This is a genomic window from Haloimpatiens massiliensis, assembly GCF_900184255.1.
Classification (GTDB): domain Bacteria; phylum Bacillota; class Clostridia; order Clostridiales; family Clostridiaceae; genus Haloimpatiens; species Haloimpatiens massiliensis.
Window position 1 is genome coordinate 2,299,200 of record NZ_LT854640.1, and the last position, 18,850, is coordinate 2,318,049.

General features: G+C 30.2%; 17 protein-coding genes. 1 reads left to right on the forward strand and 16 read right to left on the reverse strand.

Annotated features, from left to right (window positions below; genetic code table 11):
- Nucleotides 1-20: 20 nt before the first annotated feature.
- Nucleotides 21-1,355 (forward strand): hypothetical protein, encoded by a 1,335-nt coding sequence (locus C1715_RS18810; RefSeq protein ID WP_146005415.1) that lies wholly within the window; start codon nt 21-23, stop codon nt 1,353-1,355.
- A gap of 168 nt (nt 1,356-1,523) precedes the next feature.
- Here C1715_RS18810 and C1715_RS18815 read toward each other — a convergent pair whose 3' ends face one another.
- The 16 genes from C1715_RS18815 to C1715_RS18890 form a co-directional block, all read right to left on the reverse strand.
- Entirely contained in the window at nt 1,524-2,090 is a 567-nt protein-coding gene (locus C1715_RS18815; RefSeq protein WP_102401857.1) for a non-canonical purine NTP pyrophosphatase, read from the reverse strand.
- A 12-nt stretch (nt 2,091-2,102) separates the two neighbouring features.
- Nucleotides 2,103-2,282: a hypothetical protein gene (locus C1715_RS18820; RefSeq protein ID WP_102401858.1), complete on the reverse strand. Its 180-nt coding sequence runs from the start codon at nt 2,280-2,282 to the stop codon at nt 2,103-2,105.
- Nucleotides 2,283-2,698: 416 nt separating this feature from the next.
- Nucleotides 2,699-3,355 (reverse strand): HD-GYP domain-containing protein, encoded by a 657-nt coding sequence (locus tag C1715_RS18825; RefSeq protein ID WP_102401859.1) that lies wholly within the window; start codon nt 3,353-3,355, stop codon nt 2,699-2,701.
- 1 nt (nt 3,356) lies between these two features.
- Nucleotides 3,357-3,644: a DUF2325 domain-containing protein gene (locus C1715_RS18830; protein WP_102401860.1), complete on the reverse strand. Its 288-nt coding sequence runs from the start codon at nt 3,642-3,644 to the stop codon at nt 3,357-3,359.
- A gap of 455 nt (nt 3,645-4,099) precedes the next feature.
- Complete coding sequence (locus C1715_RS18835; RefSeq protein WP_102401861.1) at nt 4,100-5,635, reverse strand: GldG family protein; 1,536 nt, start codon at nt 5,633-5,635, stop codon at nt 4,100-4,102.
- Nucleotides 5,636-5,647: 12 nt separating this feature from the next.
- On the reverse strand, nt 5,648-6,511 hold the full coding sequence (locus tag C1715_RS18840; RefSeq protein WP_102401862.1) for an ABC transporter permease: 864 nt from the start codon (nt 6,509-6,511) through the stop codon (nt 5,648-5,650).
- Nucleotides 6,504-7,460: an ATP-binding cassette domain-containing protein gene (locus tag C1715_RS18845; RefSeq protein WP_102401863.1), complete on the reverse strand. Its 957-nt coding sequence runs from the start codon at nt 7,458-7,460 to the stop codon at nt 6,504-6,506. Before C1715_RS18845 ends, C1715_RS18840 begins: the two co-directional genes overlap by 8 nt.
- Before the next feature lie 869 nt (nt 7,461-8,329).
- Entirely contained in the window at nt 8,330-9,220 is an 891-nt protein-coding gene (locus C1715_RS18850; protein ID WP_207654989.1) for a uroporphyrinogen decarboxylase family protein, read from the reverse strand.
- A 990-nt stretch (nt 9,221-10,210) separates the two neighbouring features.
- Nucleotides 10,211-11,938, reverse strand: coding sequence for an ASKHA domain-containing protein (locus C1715_RS18855; RefSeq protein WP_102401864.1), 1,728 nt, complete (start codon nt 11,936-11,938; stop codon nt 10,211-10,213).
- The gene (locus tag C1715_RS18860) at nt 11,938-12,942 is read right to left on the reverse strand and encodes a uroporphyrinogen decarboxylase family protein (RefSeq protein WP_102401865.1); all 1,005 of its coding nucleotides are present in this window, start codon (nt 12,940-12,942) and stop codon (nt 11,938-11,940) included. The genes C1715_RS18855 and C1715_RS18860 overlap by 1 nt, the downstream gene beginning before the upstream one ends.
- A 171-nt stretch (nt 12,943-13,113) precedes the next feature.
- A complete protein-coding gene (locus C1715_RS18865) occupies nt 13,114-14,163 on the reverse strand; it encodes a uroporphyrinogen decarboxylase family protein (RefSeq protein ID WP_102401866.1) in 1,050 nt (349 codons plus the stop codon).
- A 1-nt stretch (nt 14,164) separates the two neighbouring features.
- On the reverse strand, nt 14,165-14,812 hold the full coding sequence (locus tag C1715_RS18870) for a corrinoid protein (RefSeq protein ID WP_102401867.1): 648 nt from the start codon (nt 14,810-14,812) through the stop codon (nt 14,165-14,167).
- A gap of 308 nt (nt 14,813-15,120) precedes the next feature.
- On the reverse strand, nt 15,121-15,510 hold the full coding sequence (dhaM, locus tag C1715_RS18875) for a dihydroxyacetone kinase phosphoryl donor subunit DhaM (protein WP_102401868.1): 390 nt from the start codon (nt 15,508-15,510) through the stop codon (nt 15,121-15,123).
- A 115-nt stretch (nt 15,511-15,625) separates the two neighbouring features.
- Nucleotides 15,626-16,255, reverse strand: a complete 630-nt coding sequence (gene dhaL, locus C1715_RS18880; protein ID WP_102401869.1) for a dihydroxyacetone kinase subunit DhaL — start codon at nt 16,253-16,255, stop codon at nt 15,626-15,628.
- A 103-nt stretch (nt 16,256-16,358) separates the two neighbouring features.
- The gene (dhaK, locus tag C1715_RS18885) at nt 16,359-17,357 is read right to left on the reverse strand and encodes a dihydroxyacetone kinase subunit DhaK (protein ID WP_102401870.1); all 999 of its coding nucleotides are present in this window, start codon (nt 17,355-17,357) and stop codon (nt 16,359-16,361) included.
- A gap of 223 nt (nt 17,358-17,580) precedes the next feature.
- Complete coding sequence (locus tag C1715_RS18890; RefSeq protein WP_102401871.1) at nt 17,581-18,285, reverse strand: MIP/aquaporin family protein; 705 nt, start codon at nt 18,283-18,285, stop codon at nt 17,581-17,583.
- Nucleotides 18,286-18,850: the final 565 nt, after the last annotated feature.

The following is an 18,850-nucleotide window of genomic DNA, read 5'->3' on the forward strand; positions in this document are numbered from 1 at the left end:
CAATAGTTGTGTTGGTAGTTATGATCCTATCGTTATTTGGTTTTTATCTTGTAAAAAATTCAATTGAACGTGATTATAATACAGGCGTTGGGCAAATAATTGCAACTACTCCCACTAGCAAAGTACTTTATCTTTTAGGAAAGATGCTTAGCAATTTTTTTGTTCTTGCAGTAATAGTATGTATTATTGCTATTGTAGCTTTCATTTTGAATATTATAAGAGGTGAAACAGTAATAAATCTTTGGGAACTTTTTGCTCCATTTTTAATTATTGCTTTACCAAGTATGTTATTGATAGCTTCAATATCCGTGTTATTTGAAACTATACCTTTTTTAAGAGGTTCCTTTGGAAACATAATGTATTTTTTTCTATGGACATTATTAATTACATTAGATATGATGAATACCGTTAATATATTTGGCTTAGGTAGTATTTGTGAAAATATCTCAAACATATGCCCAAATGTGGGTGGTCTTAGTTGGTGTTATTGCCAAGAATATTCTATTAAGTCAATACTTTGGCAAGGTTTTGATTGGAATTCATTATTTCTAATTGAGCGTTTTGTATGGATCATAATTGCAATATGTATAGTATTATTAGCTTCTGCATTTTTTGATCGTTTTGATTTATCTAAATCATCTAAAGTAAATCAAAAAAGAAGTAAAAAGAATAGAGATAACCTAAAAATACCTGAAGAAAATACTTATAATACAGTAAAAATATTAAAAAGTATTAGTATAAAAAAATTAACTACTGTTCCAATTAAATTTAATTTTTGGAATATGGTTAAAGCTGAACTTAATTTTATACTTAGTGGACTAAGTTGGTGGTGGAAATTAATTGCTTTAGGATTAATTGCAGCATGTGTTTTTACTCCTATTCAAATAGCGCAAAATTTTATTTTACCTTTTGCTTGGTTATGGCCTATAGCAATTTGGTCTCAAATGGGTAGTATAGAAAAACGTCATAATATGGACCAAATAGTTTTTTCTTGTGAACATTATCTTCAAAGACATTTGCCATGTATTTTTATTGCAGGAACAATTATTTCCATGATAATGGGTAGTGGAATTGCACTACGCTTAATTATCACGAATAATTTTATGGGATTGTTAATGTTTATATTAGCTTCAATGCTTATACCTGCACTTGCACTTGTGCTAGGTGTATTGACCGGAAATAGCAAATTATTTGAAATACTATATGTTATTATTTGGTATCTAGGACCAATTAACCATGTTGAACTATTGAATTTTACACATATAATTACTCCTTCCTTATCATTAATTAAGATTTACTTCTTGGTTGATGCAATACTTTTCCTTTTTATACTGGCTGTAATGAATAATAATTAATCTTTTTTCGAAACTAGCTCTTTATATCTAGCTTCGAATTTTTTTACATATTAGAAATTGTAGCTTTTGTTTTTCATCTAGCTGATTTTCTACGTGTACACTTCTATTTTCATGCCTTATATTTTTTAGAAAAGTTATCTTTTATCATCTACAGGTCTATTTTTACTCTTACCTATTTTTAGTCAAAAGGTACTCTTTAAACTTACTCATTATTTCACCATTACTCCAATAAGATATCATTTCCTCCTGAGGTATATCTGAAATAGGACGGTCATAACCTTCAGGAATAAAAATCTTTTCAATTGAAGTACCAGATTTTCTACTAGGTTCATTTGCTAATTTTCCTCTATATGATCCAGTGAAAACAACGGGTTCTCCATCTGGGCAACAATACGCTAAGCAGTCCTGAATAATAATAGTACGATTGTTTTTTTCTTGCATTAAATTAATATAGTCTTCTGCAGAAAACCACTCATTTACAAACTTGATAAATGGACCAGGAAATCCATTCAAAGCTTCAATATAAAATCCAGCATCTGTCACTATAACAGGCTTATTTAACTGCTTACTTGCCCAGCTAGCTGAGTATATAGCTACTTCTTGCACATTTTTGCTCTGGATTTCCGGAGTACTCAATTTCTCTTGTAAAAGAACTATCCCTGTATTTGTAAATACTTGTAAAGCAACATTAAACTTAACATCATTACCTGTAACATAAACTAAAGTTTTATCCATATCTATACTCCTTCACTTTTTAATTAATTTGCATTTTCTATATACTTCAATGGAAACCAAAATAAACACTATAATCATGCTAACCCCATAAAAATAATGATTAGATTTTATATTCAACACCGCAACTATTAGTGAAATTAAAGCTGATATCACAAGTGATGCTCTGCCTTGCTCTTCATCTTTTGTTATCATAATAAACGTCTCCTTACTTAAATAATATAATCAACCTTTATTTTATTAAATTTACATTATATTACTTGAATTCATTAAAATGTATAAGCATAATACTACTATATAATTAGCTAGCAAACAATGTGTATATTCTAATTTAGTCCCTATAACTAGTTAACTAATTTTACTAATTACTTAACTAATATTACTTAACCGTCCCTACTTTCCTTAAATGTTTAACAATATAAATAATTTTAAGAAGTAAACCTTTTATATATAACCTTTTGTGGAAAACTAATTCTTATGCTTAACCCACAATAAGGTATAATGTGATTGAATTATTAAATTTCTCTGGAATGACTAGCATAAGAAGCAAATGAACTGTTTAAATTTAATTTATTGTTCCAAGCTCTTATGCAAGTCATGGAGGAGAAATTTCATAATTCCACTACATTGTACCTTTTTGTGGTTGAATCATATTTATCTATTCTCCAAAAGCTTTCTATAATTTGAATGTTGTCTTCTACATATTGAGCTATAACAGGATCAAACATTATTCCCTTATTATTAATAATCTCATCAATACACGCTTCAAAGCTCATAGCTTTTCTATAAGGTCTATCAGAAGTCATGGCATCTATAGAATCACACACCGCAATAACTCTAGAACCTAGTGGTATATCTGTTCCCCCTATTCCTTTAGGATAACCTTTACCATCCCATCTTTCATGATGATACAATACAATTTTACTTATATTTTTTAATTTATTCGATTTATTTAAGATATTAAAGCCTATTTCAGGATGCATCTTTATATACTGCCATTCATGAGGCAACAATTTTGTATTTTTATTTAATATTGTATCTGGAACTCCAATTTTTCCTATATCGTGAAGATGCCCTGCTATATGAATATTTTCAAGTTCCACTCCCCTAATTCCTATTTTTTTTGCAAGCTCATAAGACATATGAGCAACCCTATCAGAGTGACCCCTTGTATAGTTATCCTTTGCTTCAAGAGCTGCCACTAAACTTTCAATTATATCATGATACATTTGCTGTTGCTTAAACTTATATATTAATCTTTTAATCATTTCAGCTCTCTCTAATGTAGCTTTTAAAATTATTTTCTATATGTGTCCAAGAACGCTTAGCATACATTATTTTTACACCATTTCTCTTTGATTCATTTTTTATAATATTCATTAACGGATGATCTATATAATCTGTAAGAACCAAAACTAAATCTATTGTACTTGGAATCTTTAATTTCCTATCTCCATATTTTCTTCCACTTATATGCCTTATGTTTGAAACCCCATTATCCTTTAATTTTTTTGTAATATTGCCTAATTTGTCTCCGCCTACAATCAAAACACTCATAAACCCCTCCATATTTTAAATCAGAAATTAACAATACTTTTCAGTAGTCGATTGATAATGATTATCATTTTCTTATATAATTTAAGTATACTACTCTTGCATATTATTGTAAACACTTTGTTCTTTGCTTTTTAAACTAATTTTTAAAATTTTTTTACCTACTACTCACTTTTAAAACAGTTAGTAAAAACCGTTGGCCAAAATCGTGAACTATAAAAACTTAAAAAAATAAGAAAACTAAGGGCCGTTGTATAAAATAAAAGAACTATAAAATATAAAAAACAAAAAACCAGCAAAAAACCAGGGACAGTTAACAACTTTTTGCTATTAAATTTAGCTAATAATTCTTAACCGTCCCCAATATTTTTATATTTTTATTTTTATTTATTTTATTTTATTTTATTTTCTTGTTATTTTATTATTTAATAGTTGTTAACTAGTTCTTAACCGTCCCCTTATTTTTTCCTTCTCTTAAGCCAAACTGTAATACCCCAAACTAAAACTATTCCTGGTATTAGGATAACAACCATTCCTGTAAAGGTAAGCTTTTGGAATGCATTTAATTGAAGAGAATAATCTTCAAAACTCTTAGGTCTTATAGACAAACTATCTTTTCTATCAGCACACCAGTTTACAGAATTCATAAAGAAATCTAAATTAGCATTGCTGCTTAAAGAAGATATTTGAGGATTTATGAAACTGCCATTTCCAACAACTACGATTCTAGACTCCTTATCAGAGGATATTTTATTAGTAATACTTACAGCTACATTTAAAGGTCCATTAATATCTGAAGAAGTTTTTTCTACAGTATCAGAATGTAAATTTGTTTTTGCCCAGGATTTATCGGAAGTTACCAATAAAGGCTGTATAGTTAAAGAACTTTTAGGTTTGTCCAAAATCTTTATAGATTGAGCTCCTGGTATTAAAGTACGTAAATTACTATTATTTAAAGGATTTAAGATTTCATGAGATTGCTGCTTCGGAAGCAAGTATAGTGGGTTTTGTGTAACAAACATACTGTTGGACTCAACTGCTATAGCTTTTTGTACCTGTATTCCATATTCTTTAAATAAAGAATCAAAATTAGGCATTGTATCTTCAACCAAATCCATTAAGAATAATGTCTTTCCACCTTTAGCTAAAAACTCCTTAATAGTTTTAGTTTCTGGCTCTGATAAATCTCTTTTTGGTGAATTTATAATAAGTGTTGAGTTATCTTTTAGCTTTGCATCTTTCATGGAGAGATTTACCATGTCCACTGAAAAATTCTCTAACTCCAATTGTTTTGAAATCTGGCTAGATAAAGCTGCTTCACCATGACCTTCTAAAAAATATACAGTAGTTGAATTTGAAGAAGTAACACTTATTATTCTTGAAGTTATATTTTGTTCTATTGCCAGAGAATCAATAGTTGTACTACCACTAGCATCATAACCAATATTGACCAACGAATTTTCATCTATTACTTTAAATTTTGATCCACATTCAACTATTATAGAACCAATCTGGGGCTTCTCATTATCCTTGGTATATTTCTCCACAACCTGAGGATCTTTATTTGGATCCTTATACATTACTTTAATGTGTTTTGATCTAGATTGATATTCCTTTAAAAGAGTATTTACAGTATAATTTTCTTTTCCCGTTTCATAAAATGCATATATATTTATATCTTCTTTCAAATTATCTAATACTTTATTTGTTTGTTCTGATAAAGTGAACATTTTATTTTTAGTAAGATCTTTGCTTAAATCTATTTTTCCCACTAATAAATTTATGACTATAATGGCTGTTAAAAATATTACTGTACTAATAGTCGCTATGCTAGCTTGTTTTAAATTTCTTCTGTTATTATTCTTACTATTCTTAGATAATCTGTTATTATTATTCTTAAATGATTTGTTATTACTGCTATTAGATATTTTATTATTAGCTGTCTTATCATTGTTATGAAATTTATTATTGCTATTATTAAATAATTTTTTCAACTAAAGCACCCCCTAATTCCATCTTCTTCTAGATATTATTTGTATAGTTAAAAATAGAAATGTGGCGCAAAATGTTATATAGTACACTATAGAATTAAGACTCAATACACCCATATTGAAAGACTCATATCTTTTTATCAAAGAAAACCATTGGAAACATTTTACTAAAAGTCCTTCATAAAGTGTTTTATCTTTAAAATAAATAAACACCATAGTTAAAATCCCAAAGATAGAGATACCCAAGGCTACATATTTATTTTTAATATTTCGGTAAACTAAAAAACTTATTATAAATACTAATATTGTAGCAAAAATCAAACCTGAATTTACACTTGTAGGTAGTGCACTGCTTATCCACTCAGCTATCCATATTATAAATAAAGCGCCAAAAGTACCTATAGCTGCAACTACTTGATTATCTGTTAAAGAAGAAATAAAAATACCTATGGATATAAAACTCATACCTATTAAAATAAAGCCTATATAAGCTCCTATAATTTCACCTGTAGGAATTTTTCCAAATTTACTAAGAATAATTGGAAACAAGAAGGTTACAACTACTGCCAATATAAATATGGATGAAGCCGCAAAAAATTTACCTAAAACTATATGCCATATTTTTAAGGGACTTGTTAAAAGTAACTGGTCAGTTTTTTCCTTAGTTTCACTACATATAGTCCTCATGGTTAAAATAGGCGTTAAAAATAAAAATATAAATACAAAGCTAAATAAGGTATCTGTGTAAAACCCATTTCCAGGCATTAGATTTGTTAAACTAAACAACGCCCCTGCAAGTAATAAAAATACAACTAGAAAGATATACCCTGCGGAAGAACGAAAATAAGATTTAACTTCCTTATTAAATATATTAATCATTTTTTATATCCTCACTTTCATTCTTTGTTACTTCTAGGAATATCTGCTCTAAGGATATATTGTCTGGTTTCATCATAAGAATAGGAACACTGGTATTTTTAAATGCATTAAATACATCCTCTCTTATGTCTTTATCCCTTTTAGCTCCTACATTTATATCTGTAGTGTTTATTTCCACAGTACCTATATTCTCTACGTTTTCTACATTTTCTAATGATTTTAATATTGCATTGCCTTCTTCAAAAGACCCTTTTATTCTTAATAAAATTTTACTGCTATAATTAAGCTGTCTAGATAGTTCTTCTGGAGTTCCTTCTGCTACTATTTCTCCATTATTTATAATTATAATTCTTTCACATACTGCACTTACTTCTGAAAGAATATGAGAACTTAAAATTATTGTATGATCCTCACCTAAGGTTTTTATCAAATTTCTTATTTCAATGATTTGCTTAGGGTCCAATCCCTCAGTAGGCTCGTCTAAAATAAGCACTTCTGGATTTCCTATTAAGGCTTGGGCTATACCTACTCTTTGCTTATATCCCTTAGACAGATTCTTAATCAATCTATCTTTTACTTCCATTAACTTTACCTTATTCATTGCATCTTTAACATGCTCTTTTATATTAGCTTTTGGAACTTTTTTAATGTTGCTTACAAAGTTCAAATATTCTTCTACAGTCATATCCGTATACAAAGGTGGTACCTCTGGAAGATATCCTATTTTCTTTTTTGACTCTAAGGGTTTTTCCAATATATCACATTCACCTATTTCTACACTTCCTTCCGTAGAGGACAAGTATCCTGTAATAATATTCATAGTAGTAGATTTCCCTGCTCCATTAGGTCCTAATAAGCCAAGTATTTCACCCTTTTTTACATGAAAACTCACATCCTTTAATGCCTTATGATTCCCATAACATTTAACTAAGTTATTCACTGAAATCAAACCTTATCACTCCTTTATTTTATTATGATATTTTATGATTATCCCACAAAAAGCATTACATTCCCTGAATTATGAAACTTTTCTGGAATGACTTGCATAAGAAGCAAAAGAACTGTTTAAATTTAATTTTAGAAATTCTTCTTTTAGACAGATAAAATTATCGTAAGCCTTAAAAGGACGCCAGGCTAGCGAACCTGAGGCAGGACGCTGAATGTGAGCGTTAGATAATTTTATATGGCTAAAAGATTAGAATTTCTTAAATTAAATTTATTGTTCCTAGCTCTTNGCTCTTATGCAAGTTATGGAGGAGAAATTTCATAATTCCATTACATTGTACCTTATTGTAGATTAATCATTTTATTACATTTTATTTATCTTGTTGGCCACTTTATATATGTTGTGTAGTAATATATGGTAAATTCTGTTTTACTGCATTCAACATTGTTCTTATTAGTTATGGTGATTATATACAAATTGCTAAATCAATCCGATTGTAGACATTTACCATTTTATGCTACACGACATTTATTAAATAGCCATCTTGTTATTTTTTATTTTCGCCTAAATAAAAAATAACAATTTTATATCTATGAAATTTAAATGGGTTACTAATAATAACATATAAAAAGAATATGAATTCTATATTAGCGTACTTTAAATAAACTGTAAAAAAATTGCACCCTCTTAGGATGCAATTTACGAAACACTTATTTTAATCTTATTTTTATTTCATATTTATTTTAAATTTATATTTATTTCAAATTTACTTTAATTTTAGGTTTATCGTTATTTTAACTTTATTCTTATTCCATTTTACTCTAATTTTAGGTTTATCATTATTTTAATTTTATTTTTATTCCATTTTACTCTTATTTTAGGTTTATACTCCATATTATTGGCTCTCTCTTCTTTATAGGGGTCCTTTTTATGCACCAATGTCCTATTATTTTTATATCATTACTTTGTTCTAATAATTTAAGTAAAGCTTGTCCGTAAGTGAGGTTCTCATCAAACTCTATAGGAGCTGATTCACAAAAACCCAACTGCTCAAATGCTGTGGAGGTCTTTCCACATAAGTGAATTATAGAGTTATTCAAAAATGGTTGCACTCTTTTTAATATATTAAGGCTAATTTTTCCGCTTACATCCTTATACATCTTAGGTCCAACTATATCCATAGCCCCTGCAGGATCAGCAAAAGATATAATATCTGCACCTTTTTTTATTCCTTCTAAAATATACTTTACAATACTATCTTCAATAATCTTTATAAAATTATCAACTATATCTCTATTCTTTCTTATACCTCTATAAAAAATCATAGGATCTACAAGAGAAGAAATTATTGTAAAAGGGCCTTCTACATTTAAACAAACTATTTCTCCCTGCTTTTTAATATCCTCAACTGCACACAATACTTCTTTTATTCTACCTTTATTTAAATCTATCCCTCTTATATGCTCTAATTCCTCAACACTACTGTAAACGTAACTTTCCACTCTTGGTCCTGTTTTTTCATCACCAAGCTTTATATTTGCTCCTATAGCCTCAGCTTCAACAGTAGCACAAAAAGGTATCCTGCATATACTATCTTTTCTATAATCTTTTAATTTTCTAGCCAAAAGACTTATATCTTCCTTATTTGTATGAGCTACTGGAAAACATATGCCATTTTCTTCAACTATATTTTTGGGTACTGCTTCAAAATTATCTCCAGCACACTTAAATGTAAATTTAGATTCTAAAATATCCTGTTTCAAAAACAAAAACCTTCTTTCCCATAATAGGTAAAAGGTAAGAGTTTCTTTAAAAAATTCAGCAAACCTGAATTTTCACCACAACTATTACCTATTACTTACTTATTACTTACAAATTAATTATAAAAAACTCCTTGAGTTTTATCCTTAACTCTTACTTCTTAGCTCTTACCTATTACCTATTACTTACTTCTTACTTATTACTTATTACCTATCACCTATTACTTACAAATTAATTATAAAAAACTCTTTGAGTTTTATCCTTAACTCTTACTTCTTAGCTCTTACCTATTACCTATTACTTACTTCTTACTTATTACTTATTACCTATCACCTATTACTTACAAATTAATTATAAAAAACTCTTTGAGTTTTATCCTTAACTCTTACTTCTTAGCTCTTACCTATTACCTATTACTTACTTCTTACTTATTACTTATTACCTATCACCTATTACTTACAAATTAATTATAAAAAACTCTTTGAGTTTTATCCTTAACTCTTACTTCTTAGCTCTTACCTATTACCTACTTCTTACCTGCAAATTTCAATTATAGTTAGTTTCTAAAAGATCTTTATTCTTCATTTAATATTTTTATTTTTTAACTGCGAAAGTTGAATGTATTATAAATTCTATAATCTTATTTTCCTAACATATTAGTATAATGATTAAACCACAAAAAGCATTACATTACCTGAATTATGAAATTTCTCTGGAATGACTTGCATAAGAAGCAAAGGAACTGTTTAAATTTAATTTTAGAAATTCTTCTTTTAGACAGATAAAATTATCGTAAGCCTGGCAAGGACGCCAGACTAGCGAACCTGAGGCAGGACGCTGAATGTGAGCGTTAGATAATTTTATATGGCTAAAAGATTAGAATTTCTTAAATTAAATTTATTGTTCCGAGCTCTTATGCAAGTCATGGAGGAGAAATTTCATAATTCCACTACATTGTACCTTATTGTGGGGTAATCGTATAATACTAAATTCTAAAACTTTAACTCCTTAACGAAATATTCCTGAAACTTTGGCTTTGTAGAAAGCTCCAAAACCTCTATATTAGATTTCACCGCTGTCATACTTCTAAGCATATTATCATTAATAAGTGCCAATCTAGCCCCTTCAATAGATGAATTGCCCACAAAAGTTATTTTACCTTTAAAATTCTTAGGTATAAGTGAGATATCCATAATACTTTCAGGATTTATATGATATCCAAAAGAGCCGGCAATTACAGCCTCTTCCACTTCATCTATAGAAACATTAATTTCATCTAAAAGCATTGTTACTCCTGTGGCAATTGCACCTTTTGCCAGTTGAATCTGTCTTATATCCTTTTGTGATATATAAATTTCTTCAGTTATATAGAATTTTTTATCTCTCAATCTGTGTTTAACTCTTTCATCCAAATTAGGATTAAACTTTCCACTGGAAAGTACAATTTTGTTTTTTACTAAGCTAGCTGCAATATCCATAAGTCCACTTCCACAGATACCCTTTACCGGAACGTTATCTATAGTTGTATAATTTATATTAAAATCTTTATCAATAGAAAAAGTATCTATCGCTCCTTCTTCTGCCCTACATCCGCAATCTATATTCATGCCTTCTAGGGCTGGTCCTGCTGCAGTAGAAGTAGCTGCTAATTTTCCCTTAGAAATTGCAACAATTTCTCCATTGGTACCTATATCAATAAAAATTGAAGAATGCTTTTTCTCATTAAATCCTACAGCTATAACCCCTGATATTATATCCGCACCAACATATCCCGATGCTGAAGGAAGAAGCGTTACAATTCCACCTGGATTTATGCTTATATTAATATCTTTACCTTTAAAATTAAGTTCATTTAAAAATACGGATCTATAAGGTGCCCTGGCTATAGATTTTGGATTTACACCTAAAAATAAATGAAGCATTGTTGTATTTGCAGCAATCATAATACGATATACATTATTTCCACTAAATTTTCCATCTAAAAGTTCACTTACCATACCATTAATTTTATTAACTATAGTATCTCTAAGTATTTCCGTTCCATTTTCATTGTTAATGCAGTAACTTATTCTTGTTAATACATCTCCACCATATTGAGTTTGAGGATTTAAAGAAGATACCTTATTTAATACTTCACCATCTTCTAAATTCACTAAATAAGCAGACATTCCTGTAGTTCCAATATCAATTGCCACTCCTAATATATCTCCAAAATATTTTCCAATATCTAAAAGATAATTATTACAAACAACACCTTGTATCTCTTCAGCATTTTCTTTCTCAAGCTGAGCAATCTTTTCATATATGTCCACAGAATTTATATCATAATCAATAAATTCAACATAAGGCGTAGAATTTTTCTTATCTTTCATAGGCAATTTTACTTTTTTAATTGAACTATCTATTTCTGCATCTACTGAATATCCTCTATTTATTGTTTTAAGAACCTTTTTAGAATTTAATAACTCTACCTCCACATCGCCTTTAACTCTAGCAAGACATGCCAATCTAATATTATCTTTTTCATGGGTAAATTTCTTTTCTTCAGCAGTAGGAGGATATAACTCCCCTACTACTTTAACCTTGCACTTACCGCACATGCCTATGCCGCTGCATGGAGTTTCAATATGGAGACCTGCCTTTCTTATGCAATCTGTTAACTTGGTTCCTTTCTCTACTTGAACTTCAATATTTTCATTTTTAAAAACCACTTTAACCATTACTCATATATCCCCTTCTTAACATACTCTGTCATAGCTTTCAAATTATCCACAGGCGTCCCCATACTTAATCCACAGGCAGGGGATACAATATCCGTTCCTGAATCTATACAATTTTTAGTTATAGATATTATTTTTTCCCTCTTTCCTGTATGAAGCAATTGCGTATTCACATTTCCCATAAGTCTTGTGCTTATTCTTCTTCTTGCATCTCTTAAATTTACTATAGAATCAAAGCTAATTGCATCTGCACCTATTAAATTAAGACTATCTATTATAGTCCTTGTATTACCACAGATATGAATAATCACAGGAACATTTAATTTATGTATAGCAGATATAATTTCCTTATATAATGGTACTGCAAACTTTTCGAAGTTTTTACTTCCAAGTATTTCTCCTGTAGCTGTAGGATCTGAAATTGCTATTACATCAGCACCTGCTTTAATCATTTCAATAGCATATTCTATTAAATAATCATTTACATACTTGAAAAATTTGTATAGCTTTTCCGGTTCTTTTCTTATCATTTTAAATGCCATAAGAGGATCTACTATCGATGTTGCTGTGCTTACATGTCCAGTTATACTTCCAATCACCGGTACTTCATCATTTTTAAGCTCATTTATAACTTCAAGTACCATCTTCATTCTCTTTTCCTCTTTAGGCACAACTGAATATTCGGCCATTATATCCTCTAAAGGATTGCTATTATACTCCATAACTCTTGGCTCTACAAATTTGTTTCCTACATCAAGTTTCACTCCAAGAGGCTCCGCTTCAATAGTCATGCAATATGGAACCCCATAGTTTTCAAACCCCGTAAGCTTATAAACCTTTTTTGCTGCTTCAATCATAGCCTCTTTTTCTGTATTATGATTTCCAGTAATGTGGTCAAGTGTTTCAGTTACACATGCATTTAACATTCCACCAGGACAAATAACTGGTGGTCTATCAACTTTTTCTCCTTTTAAAACCCTTAATAGTCTTTCTTTCTGATTCACTACAAAGACGTTGCCAATAATCTATAAAAATCTTTAAATGAGCAAATTTTATAACAAATTATGAAATTAAAATAGACATTTATAACATCCTAGTGTATTATATTTCTGCTAAATTTCTCTGCTAAATTTAATCGATTCTCTTTTTATAGATTTATTGCAACAGTTCACCTCCTATTTCTGATAGTCATAAGTTCCATAAATTCTTACTGAATCCACCAATGCATCTATATTTTCAAAAGGTACTTTCTTAGGAATTTCACATCCTGAAGCTAAAATAAATCCACCTTCATACCCTTCCATTTGTTCTATTGTCTTTTTACATATTTCTAATATTTCTTCTCTTGTTCCAAATAACAATTCATTTGCTGGTGTTATATTTCCAAGTATTACTGCTCTACCTGCAACTTTTTCTCTTGCTATATTCAAATCGCAAATATCTATACTTAAAATATCAGCACCTGTATCTGCCATAAGATCAATAATTTTGTGGGTTTTACCACAAATATGTAGCGGAATTATTGTATTTAAACTATGAGCTAAATCTATTAATTCTTTAGTGTAAGGCAAAGAAAATTTCTTATACATTCTAGGGCTAAGCAAACTTCCTGATGAAATTGGTTCTAAGATTATAGGAACTGCTCCATGAGCTATAACTTCTTTCATGAAGTTTTTACAAGTTTCAGTAGTCATTTTAAGTAACTCAATACAAAATTCAGGATCATTATACATATCCTTTACGAAATTTTCAGTTCCTCTTAATGTTGCTGCAGTAGATAATGGGCCTGAAAAACATACCGCTGACACTATCTTGTCTCCAAGTTTTTCATTTAATATATCTAAAGCTTGATAAAATACAGGAAACTTTCCATCGTTTTTATCCGCAATCTTGATTTTGCTCAAATCTTCTCTTGACTTTATTACATGATCAAGGGTACATGCAGGCTCGTCTTCATAATATGCTAGCTCCTGTCCCATAGCTTCTGCAACAAAAGATGTGTTTGTAAAAAGATATGATAAATCATACTTAAATCTTTCATAGGCTGCAATATAAGAATCTGCCATAACTTGAGGATCTAACTGAAACTCATTAATGGTTTTACCTATCAAATGAGATGCATTTGCTGTTACAATTGGCATACAAGGGATTCTGTCCACAGGTTTACCTTGTAAAAATGCCATAACCCTATCTTTAGATATCATTATATCTTCCCTTACGTGCATCCTACGCTACCCCCATCATTGCTTTTGCTTTTCTCACTGCCTCATTAGCATCTTTAGTATATAAATCGGCACCTATTCTTTTCGCAAAATTACTAGATATTGGGCCTCCTCCAATCATAACCTTATATTTATCTCTAATACCGTTTTCATCTAACTTATCAATTACTGTTTTCATTCCATCCATAGTGGTAGTCATTAATGTTGACATACAAATAATGTCTGCTTCAATTTCTTCTGATTTTTCTATAAATTCATCTAATGGTACATCTCTTCCTAAATCATGTACCTCAAATCCCGCTGCTTCCATCATTATTCTAACAAGATTTTTTCCAATATCGTGTGTGTCACCTTCAATTACTCCTATAACCACTTTAATAGGTTTCTCTACTACAGATTTATCTAAATAAGGCTTAACTTTGTCCAATCCCGCATTCATGGCATCTGAACATATTAATACTTCTGGTAAAAAATATTCCTCTTCTTCATAAAGTCTTCCGACTTCATTCATTCCTGCTATAAGGCCATTTGTTATTGTTTCATAAGCAGGTATTTTCAGTTCTAAAGACTTATCACATAACTCAACTACTGTATCCTCTTCCATTTCAATCACTGCTTCTGCTATGTTTTTAAATAAAGTTCCTTTTTCCATGTTACACTCTCCCAACTTAACTTTTTTCTGAGTATTTTCTTTGAATTATACTTGTTACACATATGATTTTCTACAGCTATGGATAATTTCTATAGAAAGTGAATTATCTATTATTTTTTAACTATTTACAACTATTTTCCTATTTTTTTATAACTTTATCTTGGGATAAAAATTGGGGACAGTTAACAACTATTATATAAATTAGGGACAGTTAACAACTATTACAATTTATTTAAACCCCTTAAATATTCATTCTATTTAAGGGGTTTAAAGGGATAAAATTTATTTAATACTATATACAATTTTATTTAAGGCATTTTTCCTAAATTCATAGGTTTTAAAGCTTCTTCAATTTGTTCTACATTTTTTCCTATACTACTTTCTACTGCTGCTGTTATGCTTCCTTCAACTATTGGACAATCAACTATTCTGATTTTACTTTTCTTACTATCATCCATACACTCTATTGCCATCTCCGCATTCATAAAGGCACTACCTAAATCAAAGATGATAATTACTCCATTTTCTGAATACACACTTTCTATAGCACTGATTATTTTCTCTACATCAGTACCAATTCTTCCATCTCCTGTACCTCCTGCTGTGGCTATAGGAGTCTCTGGTGCCATTTGCTTTGCTAGCTCCTCTACTCCATCTACTATATTTTTGCTATGTGAAATTATCACTATTCCTACCATGTATTTTCTCCTTCTATTTTTAATTGACAATTTATCTAACTCTATTTCTTTCAATATAATTTGTTTATATCTGATTTATTTCTAATTTATTTTTTTCAATATAGTTTATTTATACCTAATTTATTTCTTCATAAATAGTTTCAATTATTATTGCAGACGAGGTAGCTCCTGCATCTTGATGCCCTATACTTCTTTCTCCAAGATAACTTGCTCTTCCTTTTTTAGCTATTATTTCTTTAGTATATTCCACTCCTTCATATGCGGCTTCTTTAGCTAACCTTAGAACTTCCTTAGTTTCAAGACCCTTCTCTATTCCTTCCCTGGTAGCATTTAAAGCTGGTTCTATAGCATCAATCATAGTCTTCTCTCCAACTTGTCCCTTACCTCTCATCTTTATTCCTTCAAGGGCCTCCTCCAATATTTTTACAAAATCATTTATATCAATCTCAGCTTTTCCACTTACCGCCGCTGATGCTTTCATAAAAGCAGTACCATATAGTGGACCTGAAGCTCCTCCTACATTAGATACTAAAGCCATGCCTGCTTTCTTTAATATACCTGCTACATCACTTCCATCATCATCTTTTAATTTTTCTACTACAGCTTTAAAACCCTTACTCATGTTTAATCCATGATCTCCGTCACCTATAGTAGCATCTAATTCTGAAAGATATGCTTTATTTTCATCCATCTTGTCGCTTATTTTCTCTAATATCTCTATAACTCTTTTTCCTTTAATACTCACAATATTACTCCTCTCAGGCTTTAAAATATTTTCTATTTACAACTATAATATTTACAACTATAATGTATCAATTATACAATTATATAACTATGCAACTATATAACTATATAACTTTAAAAGCTGGTGTATCTGCCGGTGCATCTAATAATTGTTTTAATTCATCATCAAGTTTTAAAATAGTCACTGAAAATCCTGCCATTTCAAGAGATGTCATAAATTCACCAACAAAAGTTCTATGGGTTTTTACTCCCTTTTTCTCTAGCATCTCATTAACTTTTTTATTTACAATATATAGTTCCATAAGAGGTGTTGAAGCTAAGCCATTTATCATAACTGCTACTTCTTCTCCATTATTCAACGGCATATCTTCAAATATTTTGTTCACTAAATGTTCAGTTATTTCATCTGCTGTTTTAATTTCTTCCCTATGCGTTCCAGGTTCGCCATGGATACCCATACCAATCTCCATCTCATTATCTCCTAGGGTAAAGTTTGGCTTTCCTGCCGCTGGCACTGTACATGAAGATATAGCCATACCCATACTTCTTACATTTGCTATTACTTTTTCTGCTACTGCTTTTACCTGTTCTAAACTGCCACCATTTTCTGCCTTAGCTCCTGCTATCTTGTGTACAAAGACCGTTCCTGCTATACCTCTTCTTCCTGCTGTATAGGTACTATTCTCCACTGCTACATCATCATTTACAACTACAGCTTCCACCTTTATTCCTTCCATATCCGCCATATCTTTTGCCATTTCAAAGTTCATAATATCTCCGCTATAGTTCTTTATTACTAATAATACCCCCTTTCCTGAATCCACAGCCTTAACAGCCTCATATACTTGATCTGGTGTAGGTGATGTAAACACCGCTCCTGCCACCGCACCATCAAGCATTCCTTTTCCTACATATCCACCATGAGCTGGTTCATGGCCACTTCCCCCTCCACTTACTAAGGCTACCTTGCCTTCCACTGGAGAATCTACTCTAACTAAAACATCAGCATTCTCTAATTTTCTAATATATTCCGGATGTGCAGCTACCATTCCTTTTAACATATCTTCCACTACTAAATTAGGATTATTTATTATTTTTTTCATAGCCCTCTTCCTCTCTTTTTTAAAATTTAGTATACTGTTATTAGTATAATGTTATTCATAGAAGTTAAATTATCTTTATCTCTGGAGCTGTTGCACTAAGAATAGATACTACAATATATTGTGCTAGTTTTAAATTTTTAGGACAATATGTCATATGTAAATTCTTTAATTAGGCAGCCCCTTTTTTACTTTTTTATATTATTTTTAATGAACAATTATATTATTAGAATATTGCGTTAAATATTATAGCTCCTACAATTCCTCCTACTATAGGCCCTAAAACTGGTATCCATGCGTAAGCCCAATCTGATTTTCCTTTATTCTTTATTGGTAATATAGCATGTGCAATACGTGGTGCTAAATCTCTAGCTGGGTTTATTGCATAACCTGTAGTACCTCCTAAGCAAAGTCCTATTGCCCATACTAAAATTCCTATAGCAAAAGGTGCCATTCCATCTGCCAGCTTCTGTGATGTTATTCCTAATATTCCAAATACCAAAACTGCTGTTCCAAGTGCTTCACTTAAGAAGTTAAATAAATTATTTCTAATAGCTGGACCTGTGGAAAATGCCGCAAGTATAAGCCCTGCATCCTCTGTTTCTTCAAAATGCTTATAATAGTGAATCCAAACAAGTACAGCACCTATAAACGCTCCTATAAACTGTGCTGCCAAATAACTTGGTACTTCTGTCCATGAAAATTTACCTATAGCTGCTAAACCTAAGGTTACTGCAGGGTTAAGATGTGCTCCACTTATACTACCTACTATATAAACTGGTATAACTACTGCAAATGCCCATCCTGTAGCTATTACTATCCAACCTGAGCTTTCTCCTTTTGATTTTCTCAAAACCACATTGGATACAACTCCATCTCCTAATAATACTAATAATAATGTTCCTATAAGCTCTGCTAAAAAGTGTGTCATAAAATTTTCTCCTCCTTTTTGTTTTAGGATTTATTTTTTACACTTTTATATATGAGCAATATCTATGCCAAAATTAATGTCTTAATCTAAGATTATTTTTAAACCTTGTGTTTGCAACCCTTTTCATAGATTTCTTTAGTAAACATTTACATATTTATCTTAAAAGCAATTCTTTTTATTGCAAAAAGTATCATGCTGTTCTTTTTTACCATGATACTTTTTACCAATATGATATTTATTTCTTATATTATTCAACTTTGGCAATTATAAAATATAAATATAAAACTTAAAATGAAGAATAAAGCTCTTTTAGAAACTAACTATAATTGAAATTTTCAAGTAAGTAATAGGTAAGAGCTAAGAAGTAAGAGTTAAGGATAAAACTCTAGGAGTTTTTTATAATTAATTTGCAAATAAATAAGACCATCTAGTAATAGTTGTGGTGAAAATTCAGCTTTGCTGAATTTTCACCACAACTATTACCTTTTACCTATTAGTTCTTATCTTTTCACTCTTACTTCTTACTTTTTACCTCTTACCTACTATTTTACATTCTAAATTCAAA

Bases quoted from the DNA above. Each gene is read 5' to 3' on its own strand.
- C1715_RS18820 (WP_102401858.1), bottom strand. From the start codon at position 2,282: ATGATAACAAAAGATGAAGAGCAAGGCAGAGCATCACTTGTGATATCA.
- C1715_RS18865 (WP_102401866.1), bottom strand. From the start codon at position 14,163: ATGCACGTAAGGGAAGATATAATGATATCTAAAGATAGGGTTATGGCA.
- dhaK (WP_102401870.1), bottom strand. From the start codon at position 17,357: ATGAAAAAAATAATAAATAATCCTAATTTAGTAGTGGAAGATATGTTA.
- C1715_RS18830 (WP_102401860.1), bottom strand. From the start codon at position 3,644: ATGAGTGTTTTGATTGTAGGCGGAGACAAATTAGGCAATATTACAAAA.
- C1715_RS18890 (WP_102401871.1), bottom strand. From the start codon at position 18,285: ATGACACACTTTTTAGCAGAGCTTATAGGAACATTATTATTAGTATTA.
- C1715_RS18870 (WP_102401867.1), bottom strand. From the start codon at position 14,812: ATGGAAAAAGGAACTTTATTTAAAAACATAGCAGAAGCAGTGATTGAA.
- C1715_RS18825 (WP_102401859.1), bottom strand. From the start codon at position 3,355: ATGATTAAAAGATTAATATATAAGTTTAAGCAACAGCAAATGTATCAT.
- C1715_RS18810 (WP_146005415.1), top strand. From the start codon at position 21: ATGATCCTATCGTTATTTGGTTTTTATCTTGTAAAAAATTCAATTGAA.
- C1715_RS18815 (WP_102401857.1), bottom strand. From the start codon at position 2,090: ATGGATAAAACTTTAGTTTATGTTACAGGTAATGATGTTAAGTTTAAT.
- C1715_RS18840 (WP_102401862.1), bottom strand. From the start codon at position 6,511: ATGATTAATATATTTAATAAGGAAGTTAAATCTTATTTTCGTTCTTCC.
- dhaM (WP_102401868.1), bottom strand. From the start codon at position 15,510: ATGGTAGGAATAGTGATAATTTCACATAGCAAAAATATAGTAGATGGA.
- C1715_RS18855 (WP_102401864.1), bottom strand. From the start codon at position 11,938: ATGGTTAAAGTGGTTTTTAAAAATGAAAATATTGAAGTTCAAGTAGAG.